This window comes from Bradyrhizobium sp. USDA 241 (assembly GCF_049739505.1).
Classification (GTDB): Bacteria; Pseudomonadota; Alphaproteobacteria; order Rhizobiales; family Xanthobacteraceae; genus Bradyrhizobium; species Bradyrhizobium liaoningense.
The window spans coordinates 2,984,000-3,005,811 of the sequence record NZ_JBMGPZ010000005.1; the positions used below are offsets into that span (position 1 = coordinate 2,984,000).

Genomic DNA, 21,812 nt, shown 5'->3' on the forward strand with positions numbered 1-21,812 from the left:
AAGATGACGAAGAAGAGCCGCCGGACGCATTCTCCGGCATTCAAGGCGAAGGTTGCTTTGGCTGCGGTCAAAGGCGACAAGACACTGGCGGAGCTGGCGCAACTGTTTGATGTTCATCCGAACCAGATCACGATCTGGAAAAACCAGCTCCTGGAAGGCGCCGCCGGCGTGTTTGGGCATGACAAGACATCGGCCGAGACGCCGGTCGATTTGAAGGCGTTACATGCCAAGATCGGCGAGCTGGCGTTGGAAAACGATTTTTTGTCCGGCGCGCTCACCAAGGCGGGCCTGCTGAGCGCAAAGCGATGATCGACCGCGGTCATGATCTTTCTATCGTGCGCCAGGCGAAGGTCCTGAAGCTGGCTCGCAGCACGGTCTACTATGAACCTCGGCCAGTTTCGGCCGAGGACCTTGCCTTGATGCGTCGGCTCGATGAGCTGCATCTCGATTATCCCTTCGCGGGAGCGCGTATGCTGCGATCGTTGCTGCGGCGGGAGGGCGTATACGCCGGTCGCCGCCACATCGCGACGCTGATGAAGCGCATGGGGATCGAGGCGGTCTATCGTCGCCCGAACACGAGCAAGCCGGCTCCGGGTCACAAGATCTACCCGTACCTGTTGCGCGGATTGAAGATCGAGCGGCCCGACCATGCGTGGGCAATGGACATCACCTACATTCCGATGCGGCGTGGCTTCGTCTATCTCGCGGCGGTCGTCGATGTGTTCAGCCGACGGGTCCTGGCCCATCGCGTCTCGATCACAATGGAGGCGGCCTTCTGCGTCGAAGCGGTCCAGGAGGCGTTGGCGAAGCACGGCAGGCCCGAGATTTTCAACACGGATCAGGGCAGCCAGTTCACCAGCCTCGAGTTCACCGATGTGCTGCTGGACGCGAAGATCGCCATCAGCATGGACGGCAAGGGCGCCTGGCGCGACAACGTGTTTGTCGAGCGGCTCTGGCGCACGGTCAAATACGAAGAAGTATATCTCCGCGCCTACGACAGCGTGTCCGAGGCGCGAGCGTCAATTGCCAAGTATCTGGCCTTCTACAATCAGGGACGCCCTCACTCGAGCCTTGACGGGCGCACGCCCGACGAGGCTTACTTCGGCACGCAAGCTATGGTGATGGCCGCATGACCGTCGCCGACGGTTTTGTCGTCGCTCTGGTCGGGCTACGCCCTCCCGACGCAACGACAAAACCGTAAAGCCCCGCGTTCAGCATAACCCGGCAGGAATCCACTTAAATCCAGCGGGGCGCTGTCCAAACAACCGGGGCCAGCTCTAAGCCGAGAATCTGATCAAGCTGCATAAGACGCAGCTCGCCTCCGATCGCACCAGCTGCCGTTCGGCGCTCGCCAACCAGGTCCGTCTCGTGCTCCATACGGCCGCTTATTGGCTGATGCTGACCGTGCGCGACGCCATTCCCAAAGCCCGGGAATTGGCCGCTGCCGAGTTCGCGACGCTGCGTCTTCGGCTCTTGAAAATCGCCGCCCGTGTCGTCGAGACCACGAGCCGCATTCGCCTTGCGTTTGCCGCGGCATGTCCCGAAGCCGACCTGATCTGCGGCTTGCCCGGCGCGCTGCTGCCGCTCGGTCCTTGACCGGCGGGGCGTCCGCCCCCGTTCGCCCAACCCATCCCTCAAGCGCGTTGCAAAGTACCGGTCGTCAGGCGGCGAAAAGCCGAAGGCAATCCTGTGCGCCTCGTCAGACAAGATGTGCGGCCGCATCAATCGGGCCCAAAAGCCGCACTCTCACGAATAGGACGGGTTAGCTTCGTAAGCTGACTGCGGGGTTGATATGGCGGACGGACTCTCCGTTTTCCTGGTCGAAGACGAGGCGTTGATCCGGATGATGATGGCCGACATGGTGGCGGAACTCGGCCACCACGTCGTCGCGGAAGCGGACAATGTGCGCGACGCCAGCGCCTTTGCCATGACCGCGCAATACGACATGGCCATCCTCGACATCAATCTCATGGGCGTCTACGTCGATCCCGTCGCCGACCTGATCGAGCGTCGCGGAAAGCCGTTTCTGTTCGCCACAGGCTACGGTCCGGAACTGCTGCCGTCCTTGCTCCGGCGCAGGCCGATCCTGCGCAAGCCGATCGCAATGGATCAGCTCAAGGCGATGATCGATTCGATGTTTCCCGGGCCGTCAACCAAAACTCAGGGCTGACCGATCACGCCCGACGCGCACGGCTGCCAGGGTGATTCAGCAGTTGCGGCCGTTCCTCAGCACCCTGGCAATGGTGTGGGCCGTCATGGCTGCGCGATCCGACGCGCGCTGAGCAGCCAGCCGGTCGCGCGCCTTTTCCTCGATCAGGAGTTCGATCAGGGCCAGCCGCTTGTCTTCGCTGTCCGCTTCGCTCAGCAGACGGTGATAGCGGTGATAGTCGAAACCCAGATCCTGCTTACGCATGTCACGCCCCCGCAACTACGCCACACACGGGGAGATTGTTTCGCATCTGAAACATGCACGCAAGCACGTTCCTGCCTGGAACCGGGCGCGTGCTGAATCATCTGTGAATTACTGAAACACGCCGGCAGCGGAGCGAGATCGTCCGTCAATCCGCAGTATGGTCGGCAAACATCTTCAGGCCGACGAAGCTCGCATCGGGCTTGATCACCAGCCTGGTCGGGATGTCGCGCAGATAGTCCTGGAAACGTCCCTTGGCTTCAAAGCGCGCCCGGAACGCGGAGGCCGCGAGGAACTCGCGAAAGCGCGGCACGATTCCGCCGGCGATATAGACCCCGCCGCGCGCGCCGAAGGTCACCGCGAGATTGCCGGCAACCGAGCCAAGGATGGCGCAAAACATCTCCAGCGTCGCGCGGCTGACGGGACAGCTGCCCTCAAGCGCAGCCTTGGTGATGGCGGCGGCATCGCGGTGCGGCATCTGGACGCCATCGATCTCGCCCAAGGCTTCATAGAGGTTCTGCAGTCCGGAGCCCGAGAGGGCGCCACGTTCGATGGAGACATGGCCGAGGCGCCGGCGCAAGCAGGCGATCACGCGTTCCTCGCGCTCGTTCTCCGGCGGCAGGGTCGCATGTCCGGCCTCAGTGACGACGGCCAGTCGCGAACCATGGCGTTCGATCAGACAGGAGACACCGAAGCCAGTTCCGGGCCCGACGACCAGCAACGGCTCTCCGGGCAGGCCGTCGCCTCCGCCGAGCGGGACCAGATCGGCAGGCTGCAATGCGGGCAGGGACCAGGCCACCACCTCGAAGTCGTTCAGCACGTGCACGCTGTCGAAGCCGAGCGCGGGCTGCAGCTCGTTGCCGTCGATGACCCAGGGGCTGTTGGTCATGACGCAGCGGTTGTTGGTGACGGGACCGGCCACGGCCAGCACCGCTCTTTGGGGCTGCTCGCCGCCTGACCGGCGCGCCAGGACATCCGCGATGGCTTCCCGTACGGTCGGGAAGTCAGCGACCTTCACGTAGTCGATCGGTCCGGTCTGATCGTTCCGGCTCAGCGCGAAGCGCGCATTGGTGCCGCCGATATCGGCGAGAAGAATGGTTCCTGTCTTGCCGATGCCCATAGCCTTGCGGCTTCCGCGGCCTTGCGGCCCTCGGGAACCTTCGCCTCCGTTCCTGATCCGATCCGCAAACCGCGGACGGTCTGAGAATCCTCGCTTGGTTGTTCCTAGTCAACACGGACAAGGTCAAACCGTTGCATTCTAGGCAAATCCCGGCCGTCAGCGCGGTATCGCCGCACGCGGTCGGTGGTTGCTAAGCTGCGCCGGAAGATCGACATTGGGAAGGAGCGTCCGGCGCCTGACGCCGGGCGGATCGAGTGGGGCCTTGCAATGAAGATTTCCGACCGCGACGTGTTGCTGGTGATCGACGTACAGAACGACTTCTGTACCGGCGGAGCGCTCGCTGTTCCCAGTGGCGAGAAGGTCGTCCCTGCCATCAATCGGATCGCCCAAAAATTCACCAATGTGGTGCTGACCCAGGACTGGCATCCGAGTGACCACGTCTCGTTCGCGTCGAACCATGCGGGCAAGCAGCCGTTCCAGACCATCGAGCTCGACTATGGCACGCAGGTGCTATGGCCGGCGCATTGCGTGCAAGGCACGGCGGGCGCTGAATTTCATCGCGATCTCGACGTGACGCCGGCAGGCCTCGTGGTGCGCAAGGGCTTTCGCCGTGGCATCGATTCCTATTCGGCGCTGTTCGAGAACGATCATCGGACGCCGACCGGACTGCTCGGTTATTTGCGCGAGCGCGAACTGAAGACCGTCTTCGTCGCCGGTCTGGCGCTGGACTTCTGCGTCCGCTTCTCGGCGGAGGATGCGCGAAAGGCGGGGTTGGAGGTGGCCGTCATCGAGGATGCCTGCCGTGGCATCGATCTCGACGGCTCGGTGGCCGCGACCCATCAAAGTTTCAGGGACCTCGGTATCGCTGTCGTCAGCCTCGAGGCGTTCCTGTGAGGATATTGAGGTAGCCATGGTGGAGAGGAGCGCCAAACAGCCACGCGGACCAGGGCATGCCCCTGACGATCCACGGCTGTGGCCGTTTGCGGCGGCGCAGCTAGCCATGGATGCCTGCTTCTGGTGGCTGGAGCGGGGGCCCGCGAAGCAGGGTGAGAGCAGCCTGCCATGGACGACGCCCAACAGCGTTGCCTTGGAGCTCGCAACGATGCAGCTGCGCGATTGCTCGCGGATCCGGTCCGGCCAGCCGGCGCTGGTCTGCGCCCCCTATGCGCTGCATCGGGCCCTGATCGCCGATTTCGCGCCAGGCCATAGCGTGGTGCAGTCGCTGCAAGAGGGCGGTGTCGACAGGGTCTATGTCACCGACTGGCGGTCGGCCACCCCGAGCATGCGCTATCTCTCGATCGACAGCTATCTCGCCGATCTCAACGTCGCCATCGACGAGATCGGTGCGCCGGTCGATCTCGTCGGCCTTTGCCAGGGCGGATGGCTGTCGCTGCTCTACGCGGCGCGCTTTCCAGCCAAGGTGCGGCGGCTCGTGATGGTCGGTGCTCCCGTGGATTTGTCGATTGATTCCTCGCTCTCCCGCCTCGCCCGCAACGCGCCCGAGCAGGTCTACGACCAGCTCGTCTCGCGCGGCGGCGGCAATGTCAGCGGTGAGGAGATGTTGCGTTTCTGGTCCAAGGCGCCGAGCCGCGACGATATCGTCGCGGCATTGCAGCGGGATCTCTCGGACGAGCAGGGCGCCGCGCTACTCGCGCGCTTCGACCGCTGGAACGCCGAGACGCTCAATCTGCCGGGCACTTACTATCTCGAGATCGTCAACAGGATTTTCCGGGAGAACCGGATTGCCGAGGGCAGTTTCGTCGCGCTCGGCCGCCCGATTCATCTGAAGGACGTCGTGGCGCCGATCTTCCTGCTCGCCGGGCTCGACGACGATGTGGTGCCCGCGACGCAAGCGCTCGCCACCGCCGGGCTTGTCGGCACACCGCCCGCCTTCATTGCGGCGGCTTCCGAGCCGAGCAATCATCTCGGACTGTTCATGGGCGCGCGCACCCACGCGCATGTCTGGCGCCGGATCGCCGGGTGGCTGCGCGACGATCTGCCCGGCGTGCTGGCCCGCAGCGCCTGAGCTCGCCGGCGCCGGGCGGGGCGCTGCAAGTCCGTTATGCATGCCGGCGGATGGCTCGCACGGGACCCGGTCGATGGGCTACATATGATCCGGAGCTGACGGCTTCGGCAGCGGATAGATTTAAGGGTACTGCGCTCGATGACTTTCCACTCGATCTACGCTCACGGATTTGCGCGCGTGGCGGCCTGTGTCACCACGTCCCATGTCGCCGATCCCACGGCCAACGCCAAGGCCGTCCTGGCAGCGGCAGAGGCCTGCCACGAGCAGTCGGCGGCAGTCGCGGTTTTTCCCGAGCTGAGCCTGTCCGGCTATGCAATCGAGGATCTGGTCAAGCAGGATCCGCTGCTCGATGCCGTCGAGCGTGGGCTCGCCGCGATCGTTGAGGCCTCCGCGGGGCTGATGACGGTCCTGATCGTCGGGGCGCCGCTGCGCTTTGGTCATCGCATCTATAACTGCGCTGTCGTCATCCATCACGGCAACGTCCTCGGCGTGGTGCCGAAATCCTACCTGCCGACCTACCGCGAGTTCTACGAGGGACGGCATTTCGCCTCCGGCGCCGGCATCGCCGGCGAGACGATCGCCTTCGGCGGCCTGCAGGCCCCGTTCGGCGTGGATCTCCTGTTCGCCGCCGAGGACGTTCCGGGCCTCACCATCGGCGTCGAGATCTGCGAGGACATGTGGATCCCGGTGACGCCGGCTTCGGAGCTCGCGCTCGCGGGTGCGAGTGTTCTGATCAATCTTTCCGGCAGCCCGATCACGATCGGCCGGGCGCGCTCGCGCGCGCTGCTGTGCCAATCGACGTCGGCGCGCTGCCTCGCGGCTTACGTCTATGCGGCCGCCGGGGCAGGGGAATCGACCACGGATCTCGCCTGGGACGGCCAGACCTCGATCTTCGAGAACGGCGTGCTGCTGACCGAGGGCGAGCGATTCCGCCAGGGCGGCCAGATCACGCTGGCCGACGTCGATCTCGACCTGCTCAGGCAGGAACGCGCCCTGATGGGAACGTTCGACGACAACCGGCGGCAGCGCGAGGCCTTTTACCGCAAGGTGACATTCGCGCTGAAGCCGCCAGCCGCCGACATCGGCTTCCTGCGCAAGGTCGAGCGCTTTCCGTTCGTGCCGAGCGACGAGAGCCTGCTCGAGCAGGATTGCTACGAGGCCTACAACATCCAGGTCGCCGGGCTGGTGCAGCGCATGCGCGCGACTGGTACCAAGCGCGTCGTGATCGGCGTATCCGGCGGGCTCGATTCCACCCATGCACTGATCGTGGCCGCCAAGGCGATCGATCTGCTCGGCCTGCCGCGCGAAAACATCCTGGCCTACACCATGCCGGGCTTTGCCACCGGCAGCGAGAGCAAGACCCATGCGCTGGCGCTGATGCAGGCGTTGCGGACGAGCTGGCAGGAGCTCGACATCCGCACCACCGCAACCCAGATGCTGAAGGACATCGGCCATCCCTTCGGCGAGGGCGAGAAGGTTTACGACGTCACCTTCGAGAACGTGCAGGCGGGCCTTCGGACGGACTATCTGTTCCGGCTCGCCAACCATCACGGCGGCATCGTCATCGGAACCGGCGATCTCTCCGAGCTCGCGCTGGGCTGGTGCACCTATGGTGTCGGCGACCAGATGGCGCACTACAACGTCAATGCGGGCGTGCCGAAGACGCTGATCCAGCACCTGATCCGCTGGGTGATCTCATCCAGGCAGTTCAGCGACGACGTCAACCGGACACTTGGCTCGATCCTGGTCGCTGAAATCTCGCCCGAGCTGGTGCCGGTGCAGCCCGGCGAGAAGCCGCAGAGCACGGAAGCGTCCGTCGGGCCTTACGAGCTGCAGGATTTCAACCTGTTCTACACGCTGCGCTTCGGCATGCGGCCGTCCAAGATCGCCTTCATGGCTTTCCAGGCGTGGAAGGACGTCGCCAAGGGCGAGTGGCCGCCAGCATTCCCGAATGATCGGCGCAGGGCCTATGACCTGCCGGAGATCCGGCGCTGGCTGGAAGTGTTCCTGCGCCGCTTCTTCGCCTTCAGCCAGTTCAAGCGCTCGGCCATGCCGAACGGGCCGAAGGTCTCGGCCGGCGGCTCGCTGTCGCCGCGCGGCGACTGGCGTGCGCCGTCGGATTCGAGTGCGGCCGCTTGGCTCGAGGATCTCGAACGGAACGTGCCGAACTGATCGGTGCGGCCGATCGGCATTGTTGGGAGACGATCGATGTCGGCCGGAGATGGGGCGCAAACGAGCGAGGAGGCCAAGGTCACCAACGGCCTCTACATCTTCGACATCGAAATGCGTGATGGCAAGCGCGGGCGGGCGAGAGGCGTGGTCGTGCTCTGCGAGGGCCGCATCATGGGCGGCGACAGCTACTTTTACTACACCGGCAGCTACACTTTCCGGAACGGCAAGTGGCGTGGCGACATGACCGTCAACCAGCACACCGAGGCGGTCGGCAGGACGCTTGCATTCGGCGGCAGGGAGGTCACCTGCGGCTTCTCCGGCGACTATTTTCCCGGCGGTGCGGAGGTCGAAGGCATGGCACTGGTCGGCAAGACCAGCGTGACGTTCACGGCGCGGCTGACGCTCAAGGATGCGATGTGAACGCGGACTGATCGGCTCGCTGGTGAAACGCTACGTTCCCACTCAGGAACCTTCGCAAGGACAGAACGTTCGCGTCTGTTGTTGCGAATTTTGAGGAGAGGGACCATGCGTAAACACTTGATGCTATCGACTGCGGCCATCGGACTCATGCTCGCATCCGGATTCGCCTACGCTCAGGCGCCCGGTGAGCGAAGGGACGAGCCGAAACGAACCGAGGAGCCGGCGAAAGGCGCCGCGCCGCAGCGCGGTGGCGCGGCCCAAGGCGCTCAAGAGCGCGTTCAAGAGCGCGCGCAGGGCGCTCAAGAGAGACTGCAGGGAGCGGGACGCGACGACAAAGGCGGCGCGGCGAAGCGCGAGGCCGCCGACGACAAGCGCCAGCCGGCCCCTTCTGCCGAGCGCGATCAACCGAAGGCGAAGGATCAGGCACGAGACTCTCGCGAACCTTCACGCGATCGCAACCGCGAGGCTGAGAGCGCGAAGCCGGGTCGCGACAGCGGCAAGAGCAGCGCGGAGACGAAGCAAGACAAGTCAGCGCCGCAGAAATCAACGGCCGAGTCCGAGAAGTCTAGGACCGCCCCAACTGGCCAGCAGAACGAGCGTACCGGGGCCGCGGCCAACCAGAACGAGCGCAATCAAGCTCAGCCGCCGCGCAATGCCGCCGAGCAACAGCAGCCAGCGCAACAGACCAATCAGGCCAATCAAGCCACCCAGACCACCACGCAGGTCAATCAGCAGGCCCAGGTGACGACCGAGAAGCAGGTGCGGATCTCCGAAACGATGAGCCGCGCGCGGCTGGCGCAGCCGGAGCGCAATCTGAACATCTCGATCCGGATCGGCGAGACGATTCCGCCGCGCGTGCGTCTCCACCGGCTGCCGCCCGAGATCGTCTCGATCGAGCCCGAATATCGGGACTACGAATATTTCGCAACGGACGACGAGGTGGTCATTGTCGAGCCCCGGACGCATCGCATCGTCAGCCAGGTGCCCCGCGATCCGTCGCGGGCGCGTGCACAAATGGGCGCCAGCTCCTCGTCGAGCATGGCGGCGGCCGGCGGAAGCCCTTTGAACTGCCAGATCATGCGGCGTGACGCCTCGGGCAATGTCGCCCAAGCGGAACCCTCGACCGTTGGCTCGACTGCGCGCACCGATTCCCTGAGCGTGACGGTCCAGATGCCCGACGGCGGCTCGTCCGCGCCGATCGCGCTCGGCGCTCCCGCGGGCAACATCGTGGTCGCAACGCAAGGGCAGGGCGACTGCACGGTGACGATCGAGCCGCAGACGCGCTGACTGCGACGACGCTGAAACGACAACGCGCCGCCCGGCAGAAACCAGCCGGGCGGCGCGATTGCGTTCGATGTCGAAAGTTTCGAGGTCCAGAGTGCCTAGCCCGTCTTATTCGCGAGAGGGCGCCTGAGAGGCTGGCGAGCGTGGTGTAAAGCGCTGATGCGGCGTAGGATTCGGTTGCGAAGCCACCCCATCACCTTCAACCGCGAACGCCACGCCCGCCATGACCGATGATACGATTTCAGACCACTATCGAGAAGCAAGAATTCAACACAAATAAAACCTCTGCCTCGCGCTCGATCTCTTCATGCTTGATAGTCTCGTTTCGGAGGCTGAGCACCTACCGCGTCTAATAGGCCGCTCGCGCCGGTTTCTTTGGACGCGGCACGACCGCGACTCCACGTTTCGGCACAGAAATGATCGGGAGTCACTCAATCTTTCTTCAACTTAACCCGTCTTATTCGTAAGAGTGCGCCTGAGGGGTAAAGCGCTGATGCGGCGTAGGATTCGGTTGCGAAGCCAACCCCATCACCTCCAACCGCGAACGCCACGCCCGCCATGACCGACGATACGATTCCGCCCTTCTCGTTTCCAGCCGTTCACGCCAAGAAAGTCACAGCTGCCTTCGATGGTGGGCGCCTAACCTCGAACGGGGGCGTGATGCTTCTGGCGATGGCCGAGCGGCGTCTCGGTTTGGCCAACAATCTGGCCCGGGTGTTCCCGGATCGGCGCGATCCGACGCGGGTCGTGCACAGCCTGGTCGATATGTTCCGCGCTCGCATGTTCGCGATCTGCTGCGGCTACGAGGACGCCGACGACCTCGATCATCTGAGGTCCGATCCGGCATTCAAGCTGGCCTGCGGTCGCCTACCGGACACGGGCCGGGATTTGTGTTCCCAGCCGACGCTGTCGCGGCTGGAGAATGCTCCGCGCCTGCGCGACGTGATCCGGCTGACCTACACTTTGGTCGACGCATGGATGGATAGCTACCCGCGCGAGCCGGCATCCGTCACGCTCGACATCGATGATACCTGCGACGTCGTCCACGGCCATCAGCAGCTCTCGCTGTTCAACGCTCATTATGACGAACGCTGCTTCCTGCCGATCCACGTCTACGACACGGAGAAGAGCCGGCCCGTGGCCGTCGTGCTGCGGCCCGGCAAGACGCCGGGCGGCGTCGAGGTGCGTGCCCATCTGCGCCGCCTGGTACGGCATATCCGGACGCGATGGCACAACACGCAAATTACGTTCCGTGGCGACGGGCACTATGCCCGGCCGGAGGCAATGGCGTGGTGCGAGACCAACGGCATCGACTACATCTTCGGTCTGTCCGGCACCAAGCCTCTCGCCAGAAAAGTCGACGAGGTCGCCGACGACATCCGCACGCGACGCGCCATCGAGAACCTGCCGGTTCTGCGTGGCTATACCGAGACGCGCCACAAGGCAAAGTCCTGGGATCGCGAACGGCGCACTGTCGCCCGTATTGAGGCGACGATGCTCGGCCTCGACATCCGCTTCGTCGTCACCAGCCTCGATGTCGGCTCGGCCGAGTGGATCTACGACAGCCTGTATTGCGCGCGCGGCCAAGCCGAGAATCTGATCAAGCTGCATAAGACGCAGCTCGCCTCCGACCGCACCAGCTGCCGTTCGGCGCTCGCCAACCAGGTCCGTCTCGTGCTCCATACGGCCGCTTATTGGCTGATGCTGACCGTGCGCGACGCCATTCCCAAAGTCCGGGAATTGGCCGCTGCCGAGTTCGCGACGCTGCGTCTTCGGCTCTTGAAAATCGCCGCCCGTGTCGTCGAGACCACGAGCCGCATTCGCCTTGCGTTTGCCGCGGCATGTCCCGAAGCCGACCTGATCTGCGGCTTGCCCGGCGCGCTGCTGCCGCTCGGTCCTTGACCGGCGGGGCGTCCGCCCCCGTTCGCCCAACCCATCCCTCAAGCGCGTTGCAAAGTACCGGTCGTCAGGCGGCGAAAAGCCGAAGGCAATCCTGTGCGCCTCGTCAGACAAGATGTGCGGCCGCATCAATCGGGCCCAAAAGCCGCACTCTCACGAATAGGACGGGCTAGGAGTCCGGACCTCGTCACCTTGCCCCAGCCTTAGATCCCCCGCCCCATGTGGTCCCCCAACCCCGAGGTGCGCGATCAGAAGGTGATGCCTCTTGAAGTGCCGCCGATCGATGTCGCGCGATGTACGCGAGATCTGAATAGGATTCAAATCCGGATCACTACGGACACGATCGAACTTGCTGCTGCGGGAATCTGCAGATGCCTGCATTGACGGCAGCACCGCTGCTCAACATCGTTGCTCGCAATGCGCAGGATGTCCCCCGCGGGTCACTTCAAATTCCTCCGGGTGTGGTCAGTCAAATTCCTCCACCCGCGAGGCAGGACAAGGGACTGTTAGTTTGAGTTTGTTTCCCGGGCAAGAGCTTCAGCGGCTTCTTTGAGCCGATAGCTGCGTCCGTCGAACTCAAGCAGATGGCAATGATGCATAAGGCGATCGAGGATCGTCGTGCTCATAGTGTTGTCCCCAAGGTATGCCCCCCAATCCTGCACGACGCGATTGGAGGTGACGATGACGCTGCGGCGCAGTTTGTAACGCTGATGGATCAGGGTCTGCAGCAAAGTGCCGGCGTCGTCGGGGATGGCGCGTGCGAGGAATAGATCGTCCAGCACGAGGAGATCGCAGTCGATGATGGTTCGCAGCCGGACCTCGCGTTGTGCCGGAGAGTTCAGGGCGTAGCGGTGGAAGAAGTCGTCGGTCTCAAGATACTGGACCTTGTGGCTTTGCAGGATCGCCTGATAGGCAATCGCCTTGGCGATGTGCGACTTCCCGGTGCCAGGTTTGCCAACAAGCAGAGCGTTCTCGCCAGCGGCAATGAACGCCAGGGTGTGGAGCTGGAAGCAGGTCTGACGTGGCAGTTTGGGATTGAAGGACCAGTCGAACTCGGCGAGCGTCAGCTTTTCGTCGAGCCCGGATTGCTGGTATCGCCGCTCGATAAGACGGGACTGACGACGGTCCAGTTCATCCTGCAGGATAAGGGAGAAGGTCTCGAGGAAGGGCTGGTTGGCGCCCTGCGCCTGGAGCACGCGCGTCTGCAGCGTGTCGCGGACACCCGACAGGCGCAGCTGTCGTAGGCAACGCTCAATTTCCGGCATGGTCATCATGTGGCTAGGTCTCCAGTTTAAGGTGAGAAGGTGCAGCGGGAGCGCTCGTGGCGCCGGAGTTGGCCGGGGTTGCGCAGGCGACACGAGCGCGGATTGCCGTGGCGTGATCGTCGTGAGCCTCGGCCTGCCGACCATTGTCGTCGGCGTCGCGCCGCACAGCGCGGCTGAAGAGGTCGCCGTATTCCGCGGGGGTACGGATCAGCGGATGATCCTGGGTGAGCGGCGATGCCGGCTGTGGCGTCACTCCAACCTGCTCGATCGCCTGTTCGAACAACCGCTCGACGGTCGCACGCACGTGCTTGTAGCGGTAGATGCGGTTGTCGATGGCGTGCGCGCAGGCCTGCTCGACCAGCCGCGCCGGATACTTCCGGCCCAGCCCGACAATGCCCCACATCGCGCGCTGTCCGGGGCGCCCTTCGGTGTCGAACACCTGCTGGCACAAGGCCCTGGTCTGCGGTCCGATGCGCTCGGCGCTCGCCAGCAGCACGGCGGTTTGCCGCGACGGGTTGAACGGCCGTTCGCTGGTCGGCAGGACGACAGAACCGGGGTGCGCCATCCGGGAATGAACACGCAGCAGCGCACGGGTGTGGCGATCACGGATCTCGATCGTGGTGGTGTAGATGCGCACGACGACCTGGCTGCCGATCGGCGCGGGCCGCGCGGCGTAATAGCTGTTGTCGACGCGTACGGTGGTGTCGTCGCAGACAGTCCGGACGACTTCGGTGAAGATGCGGAAGGGAGCGACAGGCAGCGGCCGCAGGTGCGGCTTCTCTTCCTGGAACATCGCCTCGACCTGACGGCGCGTGCTGCCGTGGATGCGTTTGGAAGCCCAGTTCTCCTCCCAGTGCCTCAAGAACTCGTTTTGCGCCTCCAGCGTCTCGAAGCGCCGTCCGGCCAGCGCAGTGCCCTGGGTATGTTGAATCGCATTCTCGACGCATCCTTTCCGATTTGGATCGGCCACGCGCGCGGGATCGGCGACCACGGCGTAATGAGCCAGCATCGCGCTGTAAATCGGGTTGAGCTGGGGCTCGTACAAATCCGGCTTGAGGACGCCTTCCTTCAGGTTGTCGAGCACGACATAGCTGGGGACCCCGCCAAAATACCGGAACGCCTCTTCGTGGAGCTGCGCCCAGACTTGTTGGCTGGACTTCCAGACTACCCGCCGGAAGCTGCGCCGCGAGTAGCGTAGCGTCATCACGAACAGGCGGGGACGACGGTACCGCCCGCTCTTCGGATCAACCGTCGGCGCGCCCTCGCCATAGTCGACCTGAGCTTCCTCGCCGGGGAGGAACTCAAGACGATCAAACTGCTCAGGATCAGCGTGCCGCAACCGGCGCACAAACCGCTTGACACTCTGGTAGCTGGACGGAAAGCCAAATTGATCAACCAGGTCCTGGTAAATCGCCTGCGCGTTCCGCTTCAGCCGGACCTGTTCTTCGATCCACGTCCGATGCGCTTCGCAAGCCGAACGGGCCAGGCTGCTGGTGACCGTCGCTTCCGATGTCCCAAAAGCCGGTGGTCGGGGTGGAGGAATTTGGCCGTCCGCGCTCACCGAGCCGGTGGTCACTTCCCCGGGGGAATTTGCCTCCGCACCGGCCCGCAGCGCCTGATAACGCCGGATCGTCTTGCGATCGACACCCGTCAGCCGGTGAATCTAGAGCTGGCCCCGGTTGTTTGGACAGCGCCCCGCTGGATTTAAGTGGATTCCTGCCGGGTTATGCTGAACGCGGGGCTTTACGGTTTTGTCGTTGCGTCGGGAGGGCGTAGCCCGACCAGAGCGACGACAAAACCGTCGGCGACGGTCATGCGGCCATCACCATAGCTTGCGTGCCGAAGTAAGCCTCGTCGGGCGTGCGCCCGTCAAGGCTCGAGTGAGGGCGTCCCTGATTGTAGAAGGCCAGATACTTGGCAATTGACGCTCGCGCCTCGGACACGCTGTCGTAGGCGCGGAGATATACTTCTTCGTATTTGACCGTGCGCCAGAGCCGCTCGACAAACACGTTGTCGCGCCAGGCGCCCTTGCCGTCCATGCTGATGGCGATCTTCGCGTCCAGCAGCACATCGGTGAACTCGAGGCTGGTGAACTGGCTGCCCTGATCCGTGTTGAAAATCTCGGGCCTGCCGTGCTTCGCCAACGCCTCCTGGACCGCTTCGACGCAGAAGGCCGCCTCCATTGTGATCGAGACGCGATGGGCCAGGACCCGTCGGCTGAACACATCGACGACCGCCGCGAGATAGACGAAGCCACGCCGCATCGGAATGTAGGTGATGTCCATTGCCCACGCATGGTCGGGCCGCTCGATCTTCAATCCGCGCAACAGGTACGGGTAGATCTTGTGACCCGGAGCCGGCTTGCTCGTGTTCGGGCGACGATAGACCGCCTCGATCCCCATGCGCTTCATCAGCGTCGCGATGTGGCGGCGACCGGCGTATACGCCCTCCCGCCGCAGCAACGATCGCAGCATACGCGCTCCCGCGAAGGGATAATCGAGATGCAGCTCATCGAGCCGACGCATCAAGGCAAGGTCCTCGGCCGAAACTGGCCGAGGTTCATAGTAGACCGTGCTGCGAGCCAGCTTCAGGACCTTCGCCTGGCGCACGATAGAAAGATCATGATCGCGGTCGATCATCGCTTTGCGCTCAGCAGGCCCGCCTTGGTGAGCGCGCCGGACAAAAAATCGTTTTCCAACGCCAGCTCGCCGATCTTGGCATGTAACGCCTTCAAATCGACCGGCGTCTCGGCCGATGTCTTGTCATGCCCAAACACGCCGGCGGCGCCTTCCAGGAGCTGGTTTTTCCAGATCGTGATCTGGTTCGGATGAACATCAAACAGTTGCGCCAGCTCCGCCAGTGTCTTGTCGCCTTTGACCGCAGCCAAAGCAACCTTCGCCTTGAATGCCGGAGAATGCGTCCGGCGGCTCTTCTTCGTCATCTTCGCTCCTGATTCGCAGCAAGAATCCTCGCCGCTGTCAGGCAGAAAATCCACTCAAGCTACTGTCCGAATTTGCGGGGCCAGCTCTTCTCGCGCTGGCTGGTGTTGCGATCAAGTAATGTAAGTACGGTGCTTTGCAGATGTCGCTTCAAGACGTTCAACTCCCCGGCCCCTTGCTGGCTAAAGGGGTCGAACATAAACGTCCTGCCTGACCGGCTACTGCTGTTCAGCGGCGCTGACGGCGATCATCAGGTGGGGGAGTTTCAAGTGACCATACCCGGGGGATTTTGACCGACCCACGGGGTGTCCACATCTCGTCAGCGCCGCCGAAGACACATTCACGGGCCTGTCATTGAACTGGTCTAGCGCTGCTCCCGTCATCGCCGACGGTCAAGGAGCAAGCCATGTCGAAGCCGGTGCTGGGCGCCGCATTGTCCATCAAATCGATCCCCGCGCATCGCGACTGGCTTCTCGAACGGCAGCGCGATCTCGAGATCCAGGATTTTTTCCGCGCCGATCTGCTCGACAGCGATTGGCGGAGCACGGCGGGCGAGATCAAGCAGATGCTTTCCGGCCATACCGGCCGGCTCGGCATCCACGGGCCGTTCTGGGGTTTCAAGATCGACAGCCACGATCCGATGATCCGCCAGGCGGTGACCAAGCGCCTGCTTCAGGGGCTGGATGCCGCCGAATTCCTCGGCGCGACGCAGATGGTGGTCCACTCGCCGTTCACGACGTGGGACCACAACAATCTCGATCTCTATCCCGATAACCGCGGCAACATCGTCGAACGCGTCAAGGCGACGCTCGCCGAGGTGATTGCGCGCGCTGAAACCATCGGCTGCGAGATCGTCATCGAGAACATCGAGGACAAGGATCCGCGCGACCGCGTGCGCCTCGCCAGGGCGCTCGAAAGCAGCAAGGTCCGCGTCTCGCTCGACACCGGGCACGCCAATTACGCGCACATCTCCACCGGCGCGCCGCCGGTCGACTATTACGTCGAGACCGCCGGCGACATGCTCACGCACGTGCACCTCCAGGACACCGACGGCTTTGCCGACCGGCACTGGGCGCCGGGCGAAGGCAATATCCCGTGGGTGGCCGTGTTCCGCGCCCTTGGCCGTCTGACGTCAAATCCGCGGTTGATCCTCGAGCTCCGCAATCACGACGACGTCCGCGCCGGCGCCGCCCATCTCGCCGCGCTCGGCCTCGCCGAATAGCCGTCATCACAGGGCAAGGGTCATCATCATGAGCAAGCTCACCCGTCGCAGCATCCTGAAATCCGGCGGCGTTGCCGCAAGCACGCTGTTACTGCCGCGCTTTGCGATCGCGCAAGGCGACAACCGTCCGTCGGTCACGATCGCCGTGCAGAAGGTCACCAACTCGAACGTGCTCGACGTGCTGCGCGAGCAGTCCAATGTCGGCGAGCGCGTATTCTTCTCCTCGGTCTGGGAAGGCCTGATCTCCAAGAACTGGCGTGGCAATCTCGAAGCCGTGCCCGGCCTTGCCACCGAATGGCGCCGCATCGACGATCAGACCGTCGAGGTGAAGCTGCGCCAGGGCGTCAAGTTCCACAATGGCGACGAGCTGACGGCGGACGACGTCGTCTTCACCTTCAGCCGCGAACGCATGTTCGGCGAGACAGAGGCCAAGAACCGCTCCACCATCAAGGCGTTCGAGAAGATCCCGACGCCGCGGCCGGGCAAGGAGCTGCCGCCGGATGTGCCGGCCGTCGCCCGCCGCATCTGGCCGGACCTCGTGCGCGTCGATGCCGTCGACAAGTACACCGTGCGCTTCTACAACGCGACGCCCGACGTCACCATCGAGGGCCGGCTGTCGCGCTACGGTTCCGACATCATGAACCGCCGCGCCTGGGATGAGTCTGCGAGCTATCTCGACTGGGCGCGCAAGCCGATCACCACCGGTCCCTACAAGGTCGTCGAGCTCAAGCCCGACGTCTCGCTCACGCTCGAAGCCACGACGAATATTGGGGTGGCCGTCCGCCGCTCAAGCGCATCCGCTTCCTCGAAGTGCCTGAAGTCGCGAGCCGCATCAATGGCCTGTTGTCGGGCGAATACCAGTTCGCTTGCGACATCCCGCCGGACCAGATCGCCGGCATCGAGAAGAACGCCGCATTCGAAGTGCAGGGCGGCACCATCCTCAATCATCGCCTGACCGTGTTCGACAAGAACCACGCCCAGCTCGCCAATCCGCTGGTGAGGCGCGCGTTCACCCATGCGATCGACCGCCAGGCCATCGTCGACAGCCTGTGGGCCGGCCGCACCCGCGTGCCGAAGGGCCTGCAATGGGAATTCTACGGCGACATGTTCAATGCCGACTGGAGCGTGCCCGCGTATGATCCCAAGCTTGCGCAGGATCTGCTCAAGCAGGCCAATTACAAGGGCGATCCGATTCCCTATCGTCTGCTCAACAATTACTACACCAACCAGGTCGCGACCGCGCAGATTCTGGTCGAGATGTGGAAGTCGGTCGGCCTCAACGTGCAGATCGAGACCAAGGAGAACTGGTCGCAGGTCATGGAGCGGGGACCCGCGCGCGCCGTGCGCGACTGGTCGAACTCGGCCGCGTTCAACGACCCAGTCTCCTCGCTGGTCGCCCAGCACGGGCCGAACGGCCAGCAGCAGCAGATCGGCGAATGGACCAATGTCGAGCTGAACAAGCTCTCGGAGTTCCTGGAAACCTCGACCGACCGCGCCGCCCGCAAGAAGGCGTTCCGCCGCATGCTGGAGATCGCCGAGCGCGAGGACCCCGCCTACACGGTGCTGCACCAGAACGCGACCTTCACCGCCAAGCCGAAATCGATCAAGTGGAAGGCATCTCCCGCCTTCGCGATGGATTTCCGCGCCGGCAATTTCGAGGCCTGACGTGCCGCAGCTGGTCAGCATTGCAGGCCTGAGCGTCGCCTTCAGCGGCGTGCCGGTCCTGCGCGGCGTCGATCTCACCTTGGAGAAGGGCGAGGCCCTCGGCCTCGTCGGCGAGTCCGGGTCGGGCAAGTCGGTCACATGGCTCGGCGCGCTGGGCCTCCTGCCGCGCCATGCGCAGGTCTCCGGCTCGGTGCGGCTCGAGGGACGAGAGATCCTCGGCGCGTCGGCTGCCGAACTCGATCGATAGCGGTACGACGACCCCACCTCGTTTAGGTGGACGGGATGAGCGAGACTCGCGCGTGGATTTGACAACGCGAGGGACGCTCGTTCCATGCATCAAGACAGACATCAAGACGGGCATGATGCCGCCTCCTATCAGCGGATCGAGGTGATCACAGGGGAGAGGCGACGGCGCAGTTGGAGCGATGCGGAGAAGGCGCGGATCGTGGCCGAGAGTGCCGATCCGGAGACGAGCATTTCCGAGGTGGCTCGACGCAACGGGGTGAACCGGGGACTGCTCAGTGTGTGGCGGCGCCAGGCGCGGCTCGCGTCGAGCGAAGCGCCGCAGTTCGTGCAAGTCAGGCTCCAGGCCGCCGTCGAGGCGCAGCCGAACGCGATCGATAAGGCGCATGTTCTGACGGATCCGGCCGAGCGGATCGAGGTGATGATCGCGGGCGCGACGGTGCGCGTGCCCGTCGGCGTCGACGCCGCGACGCTGGAGCGCGTGCTGGCGGCGGTGAGATCGACGCGATGATCTCTTTCGGTCCAATGGTCCGTGTGTTCGTCGCGACGCAGCCGATTGACTTTCGTAAAGGCGTTCATGGCCTTGTCGCGCTGGTAGCGGAGGGATTAGGCGGCAAGCCCTACAGCGGTGACGTTTATGTCTTCCGATCGAAGCGATCGGATCGTTTGAAGCTACTGGTTTTTGACGGCTCGGGAATGGTTCTAGCGACGAAGTGGCTGGAGAATGGGGGCTTTGCCTGGCCACCTGTTCGCGAGGGTACGATGCCGGTGACGGGGGCGCAACTGGCGATGCTGATTGAAGGTCTTGCGGAGTGGTCGCGTGTGGTCCCGAAGGTGACGAAGCGGCCGACGAAGGTTGCCTGAAGCGTCTTGTTTTGCTGGCGATTGCGAGTGCGTTCGTGTAGCTCTGCGATATGGCGCTTCGCCCCGAAGATCTCCCCTCTGACCCTGCGGCTCTTGCCGAGATGGTGCTGGCTTTCGAAGGCGAGAACGATGATCTGCGCGCAGAGATCGCCACGTTGAAGAGCCTGATCTTCGGCGCACGATCGGAGCGCGCGGCGATCGTCTGCGCCGAACAGATCGCGTTTGATCTGGAACGGACCGCCGGCTCACAGCTCCCGGCCAATGACGACAAACCGGACGCGCCGCGGCCGGAGCGGCGCAAAGCGAAGCGCAACATCGGCGCGCTGCCGGCGCATCTGCCTCGGGTCGAGCGGGTGATCGAGCCGGCGTCCACGCTGTGCCCGTGCTGCACGGGTCAGATGCATCGGATCGGCGAGGAGAGCAGCGAAGCGCTCGATCGGGTTCCCGCGTGGCTGCGCGTGCTCCGCACGATCCGTCCAAAATACGCCTGCCGCTCCTGTGAGGGCCCGATTGTCCAGGCCCCGGCACCGGCGCGGCTCGTCGAGGGCGGCATGGCAACGACGGCGCTGATCGCGCATATCGCCGCGGCCAAATATGCCTGGCAATCGACGCTCTATCGCCAGACGCAGATCCTGGCGGGTCAGGGTGTCGTCGTCGACCGTCAGACGCTGGCGCGCTGGATGGGGAGCGCGGCGTGGCTGGTCAGGGGCCTCTACGATCTGCAACTGAAGACTATGCACGGCTTCGAGCGGCTGTTCTGCGACGAGACGCCGATGCCAGTGCTCGATCCGGGACGCGGCCGCACGAGGATCTGCCAGTTCTGGGCGCACGCGACGGACGATCGGGCGTGGAAGGGGCCGGCGCCGCCGGCGGTCGCCTACGTGTTCGCAGGTGGTCGCGGCAAAAAGGAGATCGTGGCGCAGTTAGCCGGCTTCGAAGGCGTGCTGCAAGTCGACGGCTATGCCGCCTACGCCTCGCTGGCGGGCGATGCGATGATGTCGGGCCAGATCCAGCTGGCGTATTGTCTCGTTCACGCGCGCCGCAACTTCGTGAGGGTGCACAAGACGACGAACTCACCCTTCGCCGCGGAGGTCATCGAGCGCATTGCGGCCGTCTACGCGATCGAGGAGAGGATCCGCGGTCTCGATGCTGGGGAACGCCGCGCGACGCGACAGGCCGAGACGAAGCCGCTGATGGAGGCGTTGAGGGCCCGTCTGATCGCGGTGAAGGACGGGATCTCCCGCCGCTCGACGCTCATCAAGGCGATCGACTACATGCTCGAACGCTGGCAGGGCCTGACGACGTTCCTGGATGACGGGCGGCTCGAGCCGGACACCAACACGGTCGAACGATCGATCAGGCCAATTGCGATCGGAAAAAAGAACTCGTTGTTCAGTGGTGACGAAGGCGGGGGCGAGACCTGGGCGATACTCGCTTCGCTTCTTAACACAGCGAAATTGAATGGCCTCGACCCCGAGGCGTATCTCGTCGACGTTCTCGATCGCATGGTGAGCGGCGCCACGAAGACCAACCAGCTTCACGAACTTCTGGCCTGGAACTGGAAGGCCGCACGCGAAGCCGAAAAGCGGGCCGTGGCATGACGAAGCCGAAGCAAGGGCGGGGAACGCGAAAAGCACGCAAGACGACGATGGCGGACTATGCCATGTCGTTCGAACGGCTCGGGCAATGGATCAGCAAGCGCGCCAGGTCGCCGACGCTTCGGCATCCGCGGGCGACGTCGCTCTCCATGCTCGATGGCGCGGTGGCCGCGGTCGTCGCCGGGCCGGTCTCGATGGCGTCCGAGGAATGGGTGTGCCCGCTCCTCGGCGTAGATCCCGACGCCTTCAATCACGACACCGAGGAGTTCTCGGCAATCGCCGCCACGCTGATGCGCCACAACGCTATCAGCGAGACGCTGTCGACGAGACCGGAGAGCTTCGAGCCGCTGTTCGTGCGATCACCGGACGGCGAAGTCGACCCGCAGCCCTGGTGCATGGGCTTCTACGCCGTCATGAAGCTTCGGCTTCTCGTCTGGTCGCGGCTTCTCCCCCCGAATGGAACCGAACACCTTATGCTGCGGCCGATCTTGGTCCATTGCATCGACGACGCCGGTCGACCCTTGCTACCCCCGGCCCGGCGCACGCTGGGAACGCAGCCCATCATCCAAAACGCCTGGCGCAACATTCCAGCAACCGTCGAGGCCCTCCGGCAGTTCTGGATGCCTATACGCTTCAAGCGCGGTGCGTAGGCCGTCCGCACCAAGTCCGTGGCTCCGTGGGCCTC

At 64.0% G+C, this 21,812-nt stretch carries 18 protein-coding genes and 4 pseudogenes; 16 read left to right on the forward strand and 6 right to left on the reverse strand.

Annotated elements, in window-relative coordinates; all coding sequences use genetic code 11:
- The first annotated feature begins 3 nt into the window (after positions 1–3).
- From ABIF91_RS36375 to ABIF91_RS36385, 3 genes and pseudogenes are all read left to right on the forward strand, one after another.
- Positions 4–1,133 (forward strand): IS3-like element ISRj2 family transposase gene (locus ABIF91_RS36375; protein WP_086023025.1). Its coding sequence is split into 2 segments (ribosomal slippage): positions 4–256 and positions 256–1,133, totalling 1,131 coding nucleotides; the frame shifts between segments, so codons are not numbered across the junction.
- A gap of 148 nt (positions 1,134–1,281) precedes the next feature.
- Positions 1,282–1,596, forward strand: a pseudogene (locus ABIF91_RS36380) (transposase); the annotation flags it as partial.
- A gap of 196 nt (positions 1,597–1,792) precedes the next feature.
- The gene (locus ABIF91_RS36385) at positions 1,793–2,170 is read left to right on the forward strand and encodes a response regulator (protein ID WP_028181743.1); all 378 of its coding nucleotides are present in this window, start codon (positions 1,793–1,795) and stop codon (positions 2,168–2,170) included.
- Positions 2,171–2,206: 36 nt separating this feature from the next.
- On the opposite strand, the gene ABIF91_RS36390 is transcribed toward ABIF91_RS36385, so the two are convergent.
- Together ABIF91_RS36390 and glk are read right to left on the reverse strand one after the other, a co-directional pair.
- Positions 2,207–2,413: a hypothetical protein gene (locus tag ABIF91_RS36390; RefSeq protein ID WP_028181742.1), complete on the reverse strand. Its 207-nt coding sequence runs from the start codon at positions 2,411–2,413 to the stop codon at positions 2,207–2,209.
- 145 nt (positions 2,414–2,558) lie between these two features.
- Positions 2,559–3,530: a glucokinase gene (glk, locus tag ABIF91_RS36395; protein ID WP_028181741.1), complete on the reverse strand. Its 972-nt coding sequence runs from the start codon at positions 3,528–3,530 to the stop codon at positions 2,559–2,561.
- Positions 3,531–3,797: 267 nt separating this feature from the next.
- Between glk and pncA the strand changes: the two genes are divergently transcribed.
- From pncA to ABIF91_RS36425, 6 genes are all read left to right on the forward strand, one after another.
- Complete coding sequence (gene pncA / locus ABIF91_RS36400; RefSeq protein WP_035718820.1) at positions 3,798–4,424, forward strand: bifunctional nicotinamidase/pyrazinamidase; 627 nt, start codon at positions 3,798–3,800, stop codon at positions 4,422–4,424.
- A 16-nt stretch (positions 4,425–4,440) separates the two neighbouring features.
- A complete protein-coding gene (locus ABIF91_RS36405) occupies positions 4,441–5,556 on the forward strand; it encodes an alpha/beta fold hydrolase (protein ID WP_028181739.1) in 1,116 nt (371 codons plus the stop codon).
- A 138-nt stretch (positions 5,557–5,694) separates the two neighbouring features.
- Positions 5,695–7,728 (forward strand): NAD(+) synthase, encoded by a 2,034-nt coding sequence (locus tag ABIF91_RS36410; RefSeq protein ID WP_028181738.1) that lies wholly within the window; start codon positions 5,695–5,697, stop codon positions 7,726–7,728.
- 36 nt (positions 7,729–7,764) lie between these two features.
- A complete protein-coding gene (locus ABIF91_RS36415; protein WP_028181737.1) occupies positions 7,765–8,148 on the forward strand; it encodes a GrlR family regulatory protein in 384 nt (127 codons plus the stop codon).
- A 105-nt stretch (positions 8,149–8,253) separates the two neighbouring features.
- Positions 8,254–9,435, forward strand: a complete 1,182-nt coding sequence (locus ABIF91_RS36420) for a DUF1236 domain-containing protein (protein ID WP_028181736.1) — start codon at positions 8,254–8,256, stop codon at positions 9,433–9,435.
- Positions 9,436–9,990: 555 nt separating this feature from the next.
- Positions 9,991–11,334 (forward strand): IS1380 family transposase, encoded by a 1,344-nt coding sequence (locus ABIF91_RS36425; protein ID WP_424578703.1) that lies wholly within the window; start codon positions 9,991–9,993, stop codon positions 11,332–11,334.
- A gap of 503 nt (positions 11,335–11,837) precedes the next feature.
- On the opposite strand, the gene istB is transcribed toward ABIF91_RS36425, so the two are convergent.
- From istB to ABIF91_RS36445, 4 genes and pseudogenes are all read right to left on the reverse strand, one after another.
- On the reverse strand, positions 11,838–12,605 hold the full coding sequence (gene istB / locus ABIF91_RS36430; protein WP_038952109.1) for an IS21-like element IS1631 family helper ATPase IstB: 768 nt from the start codon (positions 12,603–12,605) through the stop codon (positions 11,838–11,840).
- Positions 12,606–12,609: 4 nt separating this feature from the next.
- Positions 12,610–14,259 (reverse strand): annotated as a pseudogene (gene istA, locus ABIF91_RS36435) (IS21-like element IS1631 family transposase); the annotation flags it as partial.
- 148 nt (positions 14,260–14,407) lie between these two features.
- Positions 14,408–15,537, reverse strand: a protein-coding gene (locus ABIF91_RS36440) for an IS3-like element ISRj2 family transposase (RefSeq protein ID WP_129557670.1) whose coding sequence is annotated in 2 segments (ribosomal slippage) — positions 14,408–15,285 and positions 15,285–15,537 — 1,131 coding nt in all. Because the reading frame shifts where the segments join, the coding sequence is not laid out codon by codon here.
- Positions 15,538–15,596: 59 nt separating this feature from the next.
- The gene (locus ABIF91_RS36445; RefSeq protein WP_424579870.1) at positions 15,597–15,734 is read right to left on the reverse strand and encodes a hypothetical protein; all 138 of its coding nucleotides are present in this window, start codon (positions 15,732–15,734) and stop codon (positions 15,597–15,599) included.
- Positions 15,735–15,941: 207 nt separating this feature from the next.
- On the opposite strand from ABIF91_RS36445, the gene ABIF91_RS36450 reads away from it, so the two are divergent.
- From ABIF91_RS36450 to ABIF91_RS36480, 7 genes and pseudogenes are all read left to right on the forward strand, one after another.
- On the forward strand, positions 15,942–16,757 hold the full coding sequence (locus ABIF91_RS36450) for a sugar phosphate isomerase/epimerase family protein (RefSeq protein ID WP_028182011.1): 816 nt from the start codon (positions 15,942–15,944) through the stop codon (positions 16,755–16,757).
- Positions 16,758–16,785: 28 nt separating this feature from the next.
- Positions 16,786–18,422 (forward strand): annotated as a pseudogene (locus ABIF91_RS36455) (ABC transporter substrate-binding protein).
- A gap of 1 nt (position 18,423) precedes the next feature.
- Positions 18,424–18,666 (forward strand): annotated as a pseudogene (locus ABIF91_RS36460) (ATP-binding cassette domain-containing protein); the annotation flags it as partial.
- A gap of 87 nt (positions 18,667–18,753) precedes the next feature.
- Positions 18,754–19,176: an IS66-like element accessory protein TnpA gene (gene tnpA, locus ABIF91_RS36465; RefSeq protein WP_424578819.1), complete on the forward strand. Its 423-nt coding sequence runs from the start codon at positions 18,754–18,756 to the stop codon at positions 19,174–19,176.
- Positions 19,173–19,529, forward strand: coding sequence for an IS66 family insertion sequence element accessory protein TnpB (tnpB, locus tag ABIF91_RS36470; RefSeq protein ID WP_018273742.1), 357 nt, complete (start codon positions 19,173–19,175; stop codon positions 19,527–19,529). Before tnpA ends, tnpB begins: the two co-directional genes overlap by 4 nt.
- Before the next feature lie 50 nt (positions 19,530–19,579).
- Complete coding sequence (gene tnpC / locus ABIF91_RS36475) at positions 19,580–21,130, forward strand: IS66 family transposase (protein WP_035681142.1); 1,551 nt, start codon at positions 19,580–19,582, stop codon at positions 21,128–21,130.
- Positions 21,127–21,777 (forward strand): UPF0149 family protein, encoded by a 651-nt coding sequence (locus ABIF91_RS36480; RefSeq protein ID WP_063712394.1) that lies wholly within the window; start codon positions 21,127–21,129, stop codon positions 21,775–21,777. Before tnpC ends, ABIF91_RS36480 begins: the two co-directional genes overlap by 4 nt.
- Positions 21,778–21,812: the final 35 nt, after the last annotated feature.

Excerpts from the sequence above, each read along its gene's own strand:
- ABIF91_RS36450 (WP_028182011.1), top strand. The coding sequence starts at position 15,942 with ATGTCGAAGCCGGTGCTGGGCGCCGCATTGTCCATCAAATCGATCCCC.
- istB (WP_038952109.1), bottom strand. The coding sequence starts at position 12,605 with ATGATGACCATGCCGGAAATTGAGCGTTGCCTACGACAGCTGCGCCTG.
- tnpA (WP_424578819.1), top strand. The coding sequence starts at position 18,754 with ATGCATCAAGACAGACATCAAGACGGGCATGATGCCGCCTCCTATCAG.
- ABIF91_RS36410 (WP_028181738.1), top strand. The coding sequence starts at position 5,695 with ATGACTTTCCACTCGATCTACGCTCACGGATTTGCGCGCGTGGCGGCC.
- pncA (WP_035718820.1), top strand. The coding sequence starts at position 3,798 with ATGAAGATTTCCGACCGCGACGTGTTGCTGGTGATCGACGTACAGAAC.
- tnpB (WP_018273742.1), top strand. The coding sequence starts at position 19,173 with ATGATCTCTTTCGGTCCAATGGTCCGTGTGTTCGTCGCGACGCAGCCG.
- ABIF91_RS36445 (WP_424579870.1), bottom strand. The coding sequence starts at position 15,734 with ATGTTCGACCCCTTTAGCCAGCAAGGGGCCGGGGAGTTGAACGTCTTG.
- ABIF91_RS36420 (WP_028181736.1), top strand. The coding sequence starts at position 8,254 with ATGCGTAAACACTTGATGCTATCGACTGCGGCCATCGGACTCATGCTC.
- ABIF91_RS36415 (WP_028181737.1), top strand. The coding sequence starts at position 7,765 with ATGTCGGCCGGAGATGGGGCGCAAACGAGCGAGGAGGCCAAGGTCACC.
- ABIF91_RS36405 (WP_028181739.1), top strand. The coding sequence starts at position 4,441 with ATGGTGGAGAGGAGCGCCAAACAGCCACGCGGACCAGGGCATGCCCCT.
- ABIF91_RS36425 (WP_424578703.1), top strand. The coding sequence starts at position 9,991 with ATGACCGACGATACGATTCCGCCCTTCTCGTTTCCAGCCGTTCACGCC.
- glk (WP_028181741.1), bottom strand. The coding sequence starts at position 3,530 with ATGGGCATCGGCAAGACAGGAACCATTCTTCTCGCCGATATCGGCGGC.
- ABIF91_RS36480 (WP_063712394.1), top strand. The coding sequence starts at position 21,127 with ATGACGAAGCCGAAGCAAGGGCGGGGAACGCGAAAAGCACGCAAGACG.
- ABIF91_RS36385 (WP_028181743.1), top strand. The coding sequence starts at position 1,793 with ATGGCGGACGGACTCTCCGTTTTCCTGGTCGAAGACGAGGCGTTGATC.
- tnpC (WP_035681142.1), top strand. The coding sequence starts at position 19,580 with ATGGCGCTTCGCCCCGAAGATCTCCCCTCTGACCCTGCGGCTCTTGCC.
- ABIF91_RS36390 (WP_028181742.1), bottom strand. The coding sequence starts at position 2,413 with ATGCGTAAGCAGGATCTGGGTTTCGACTATCACCGCTATCACCGTCTG.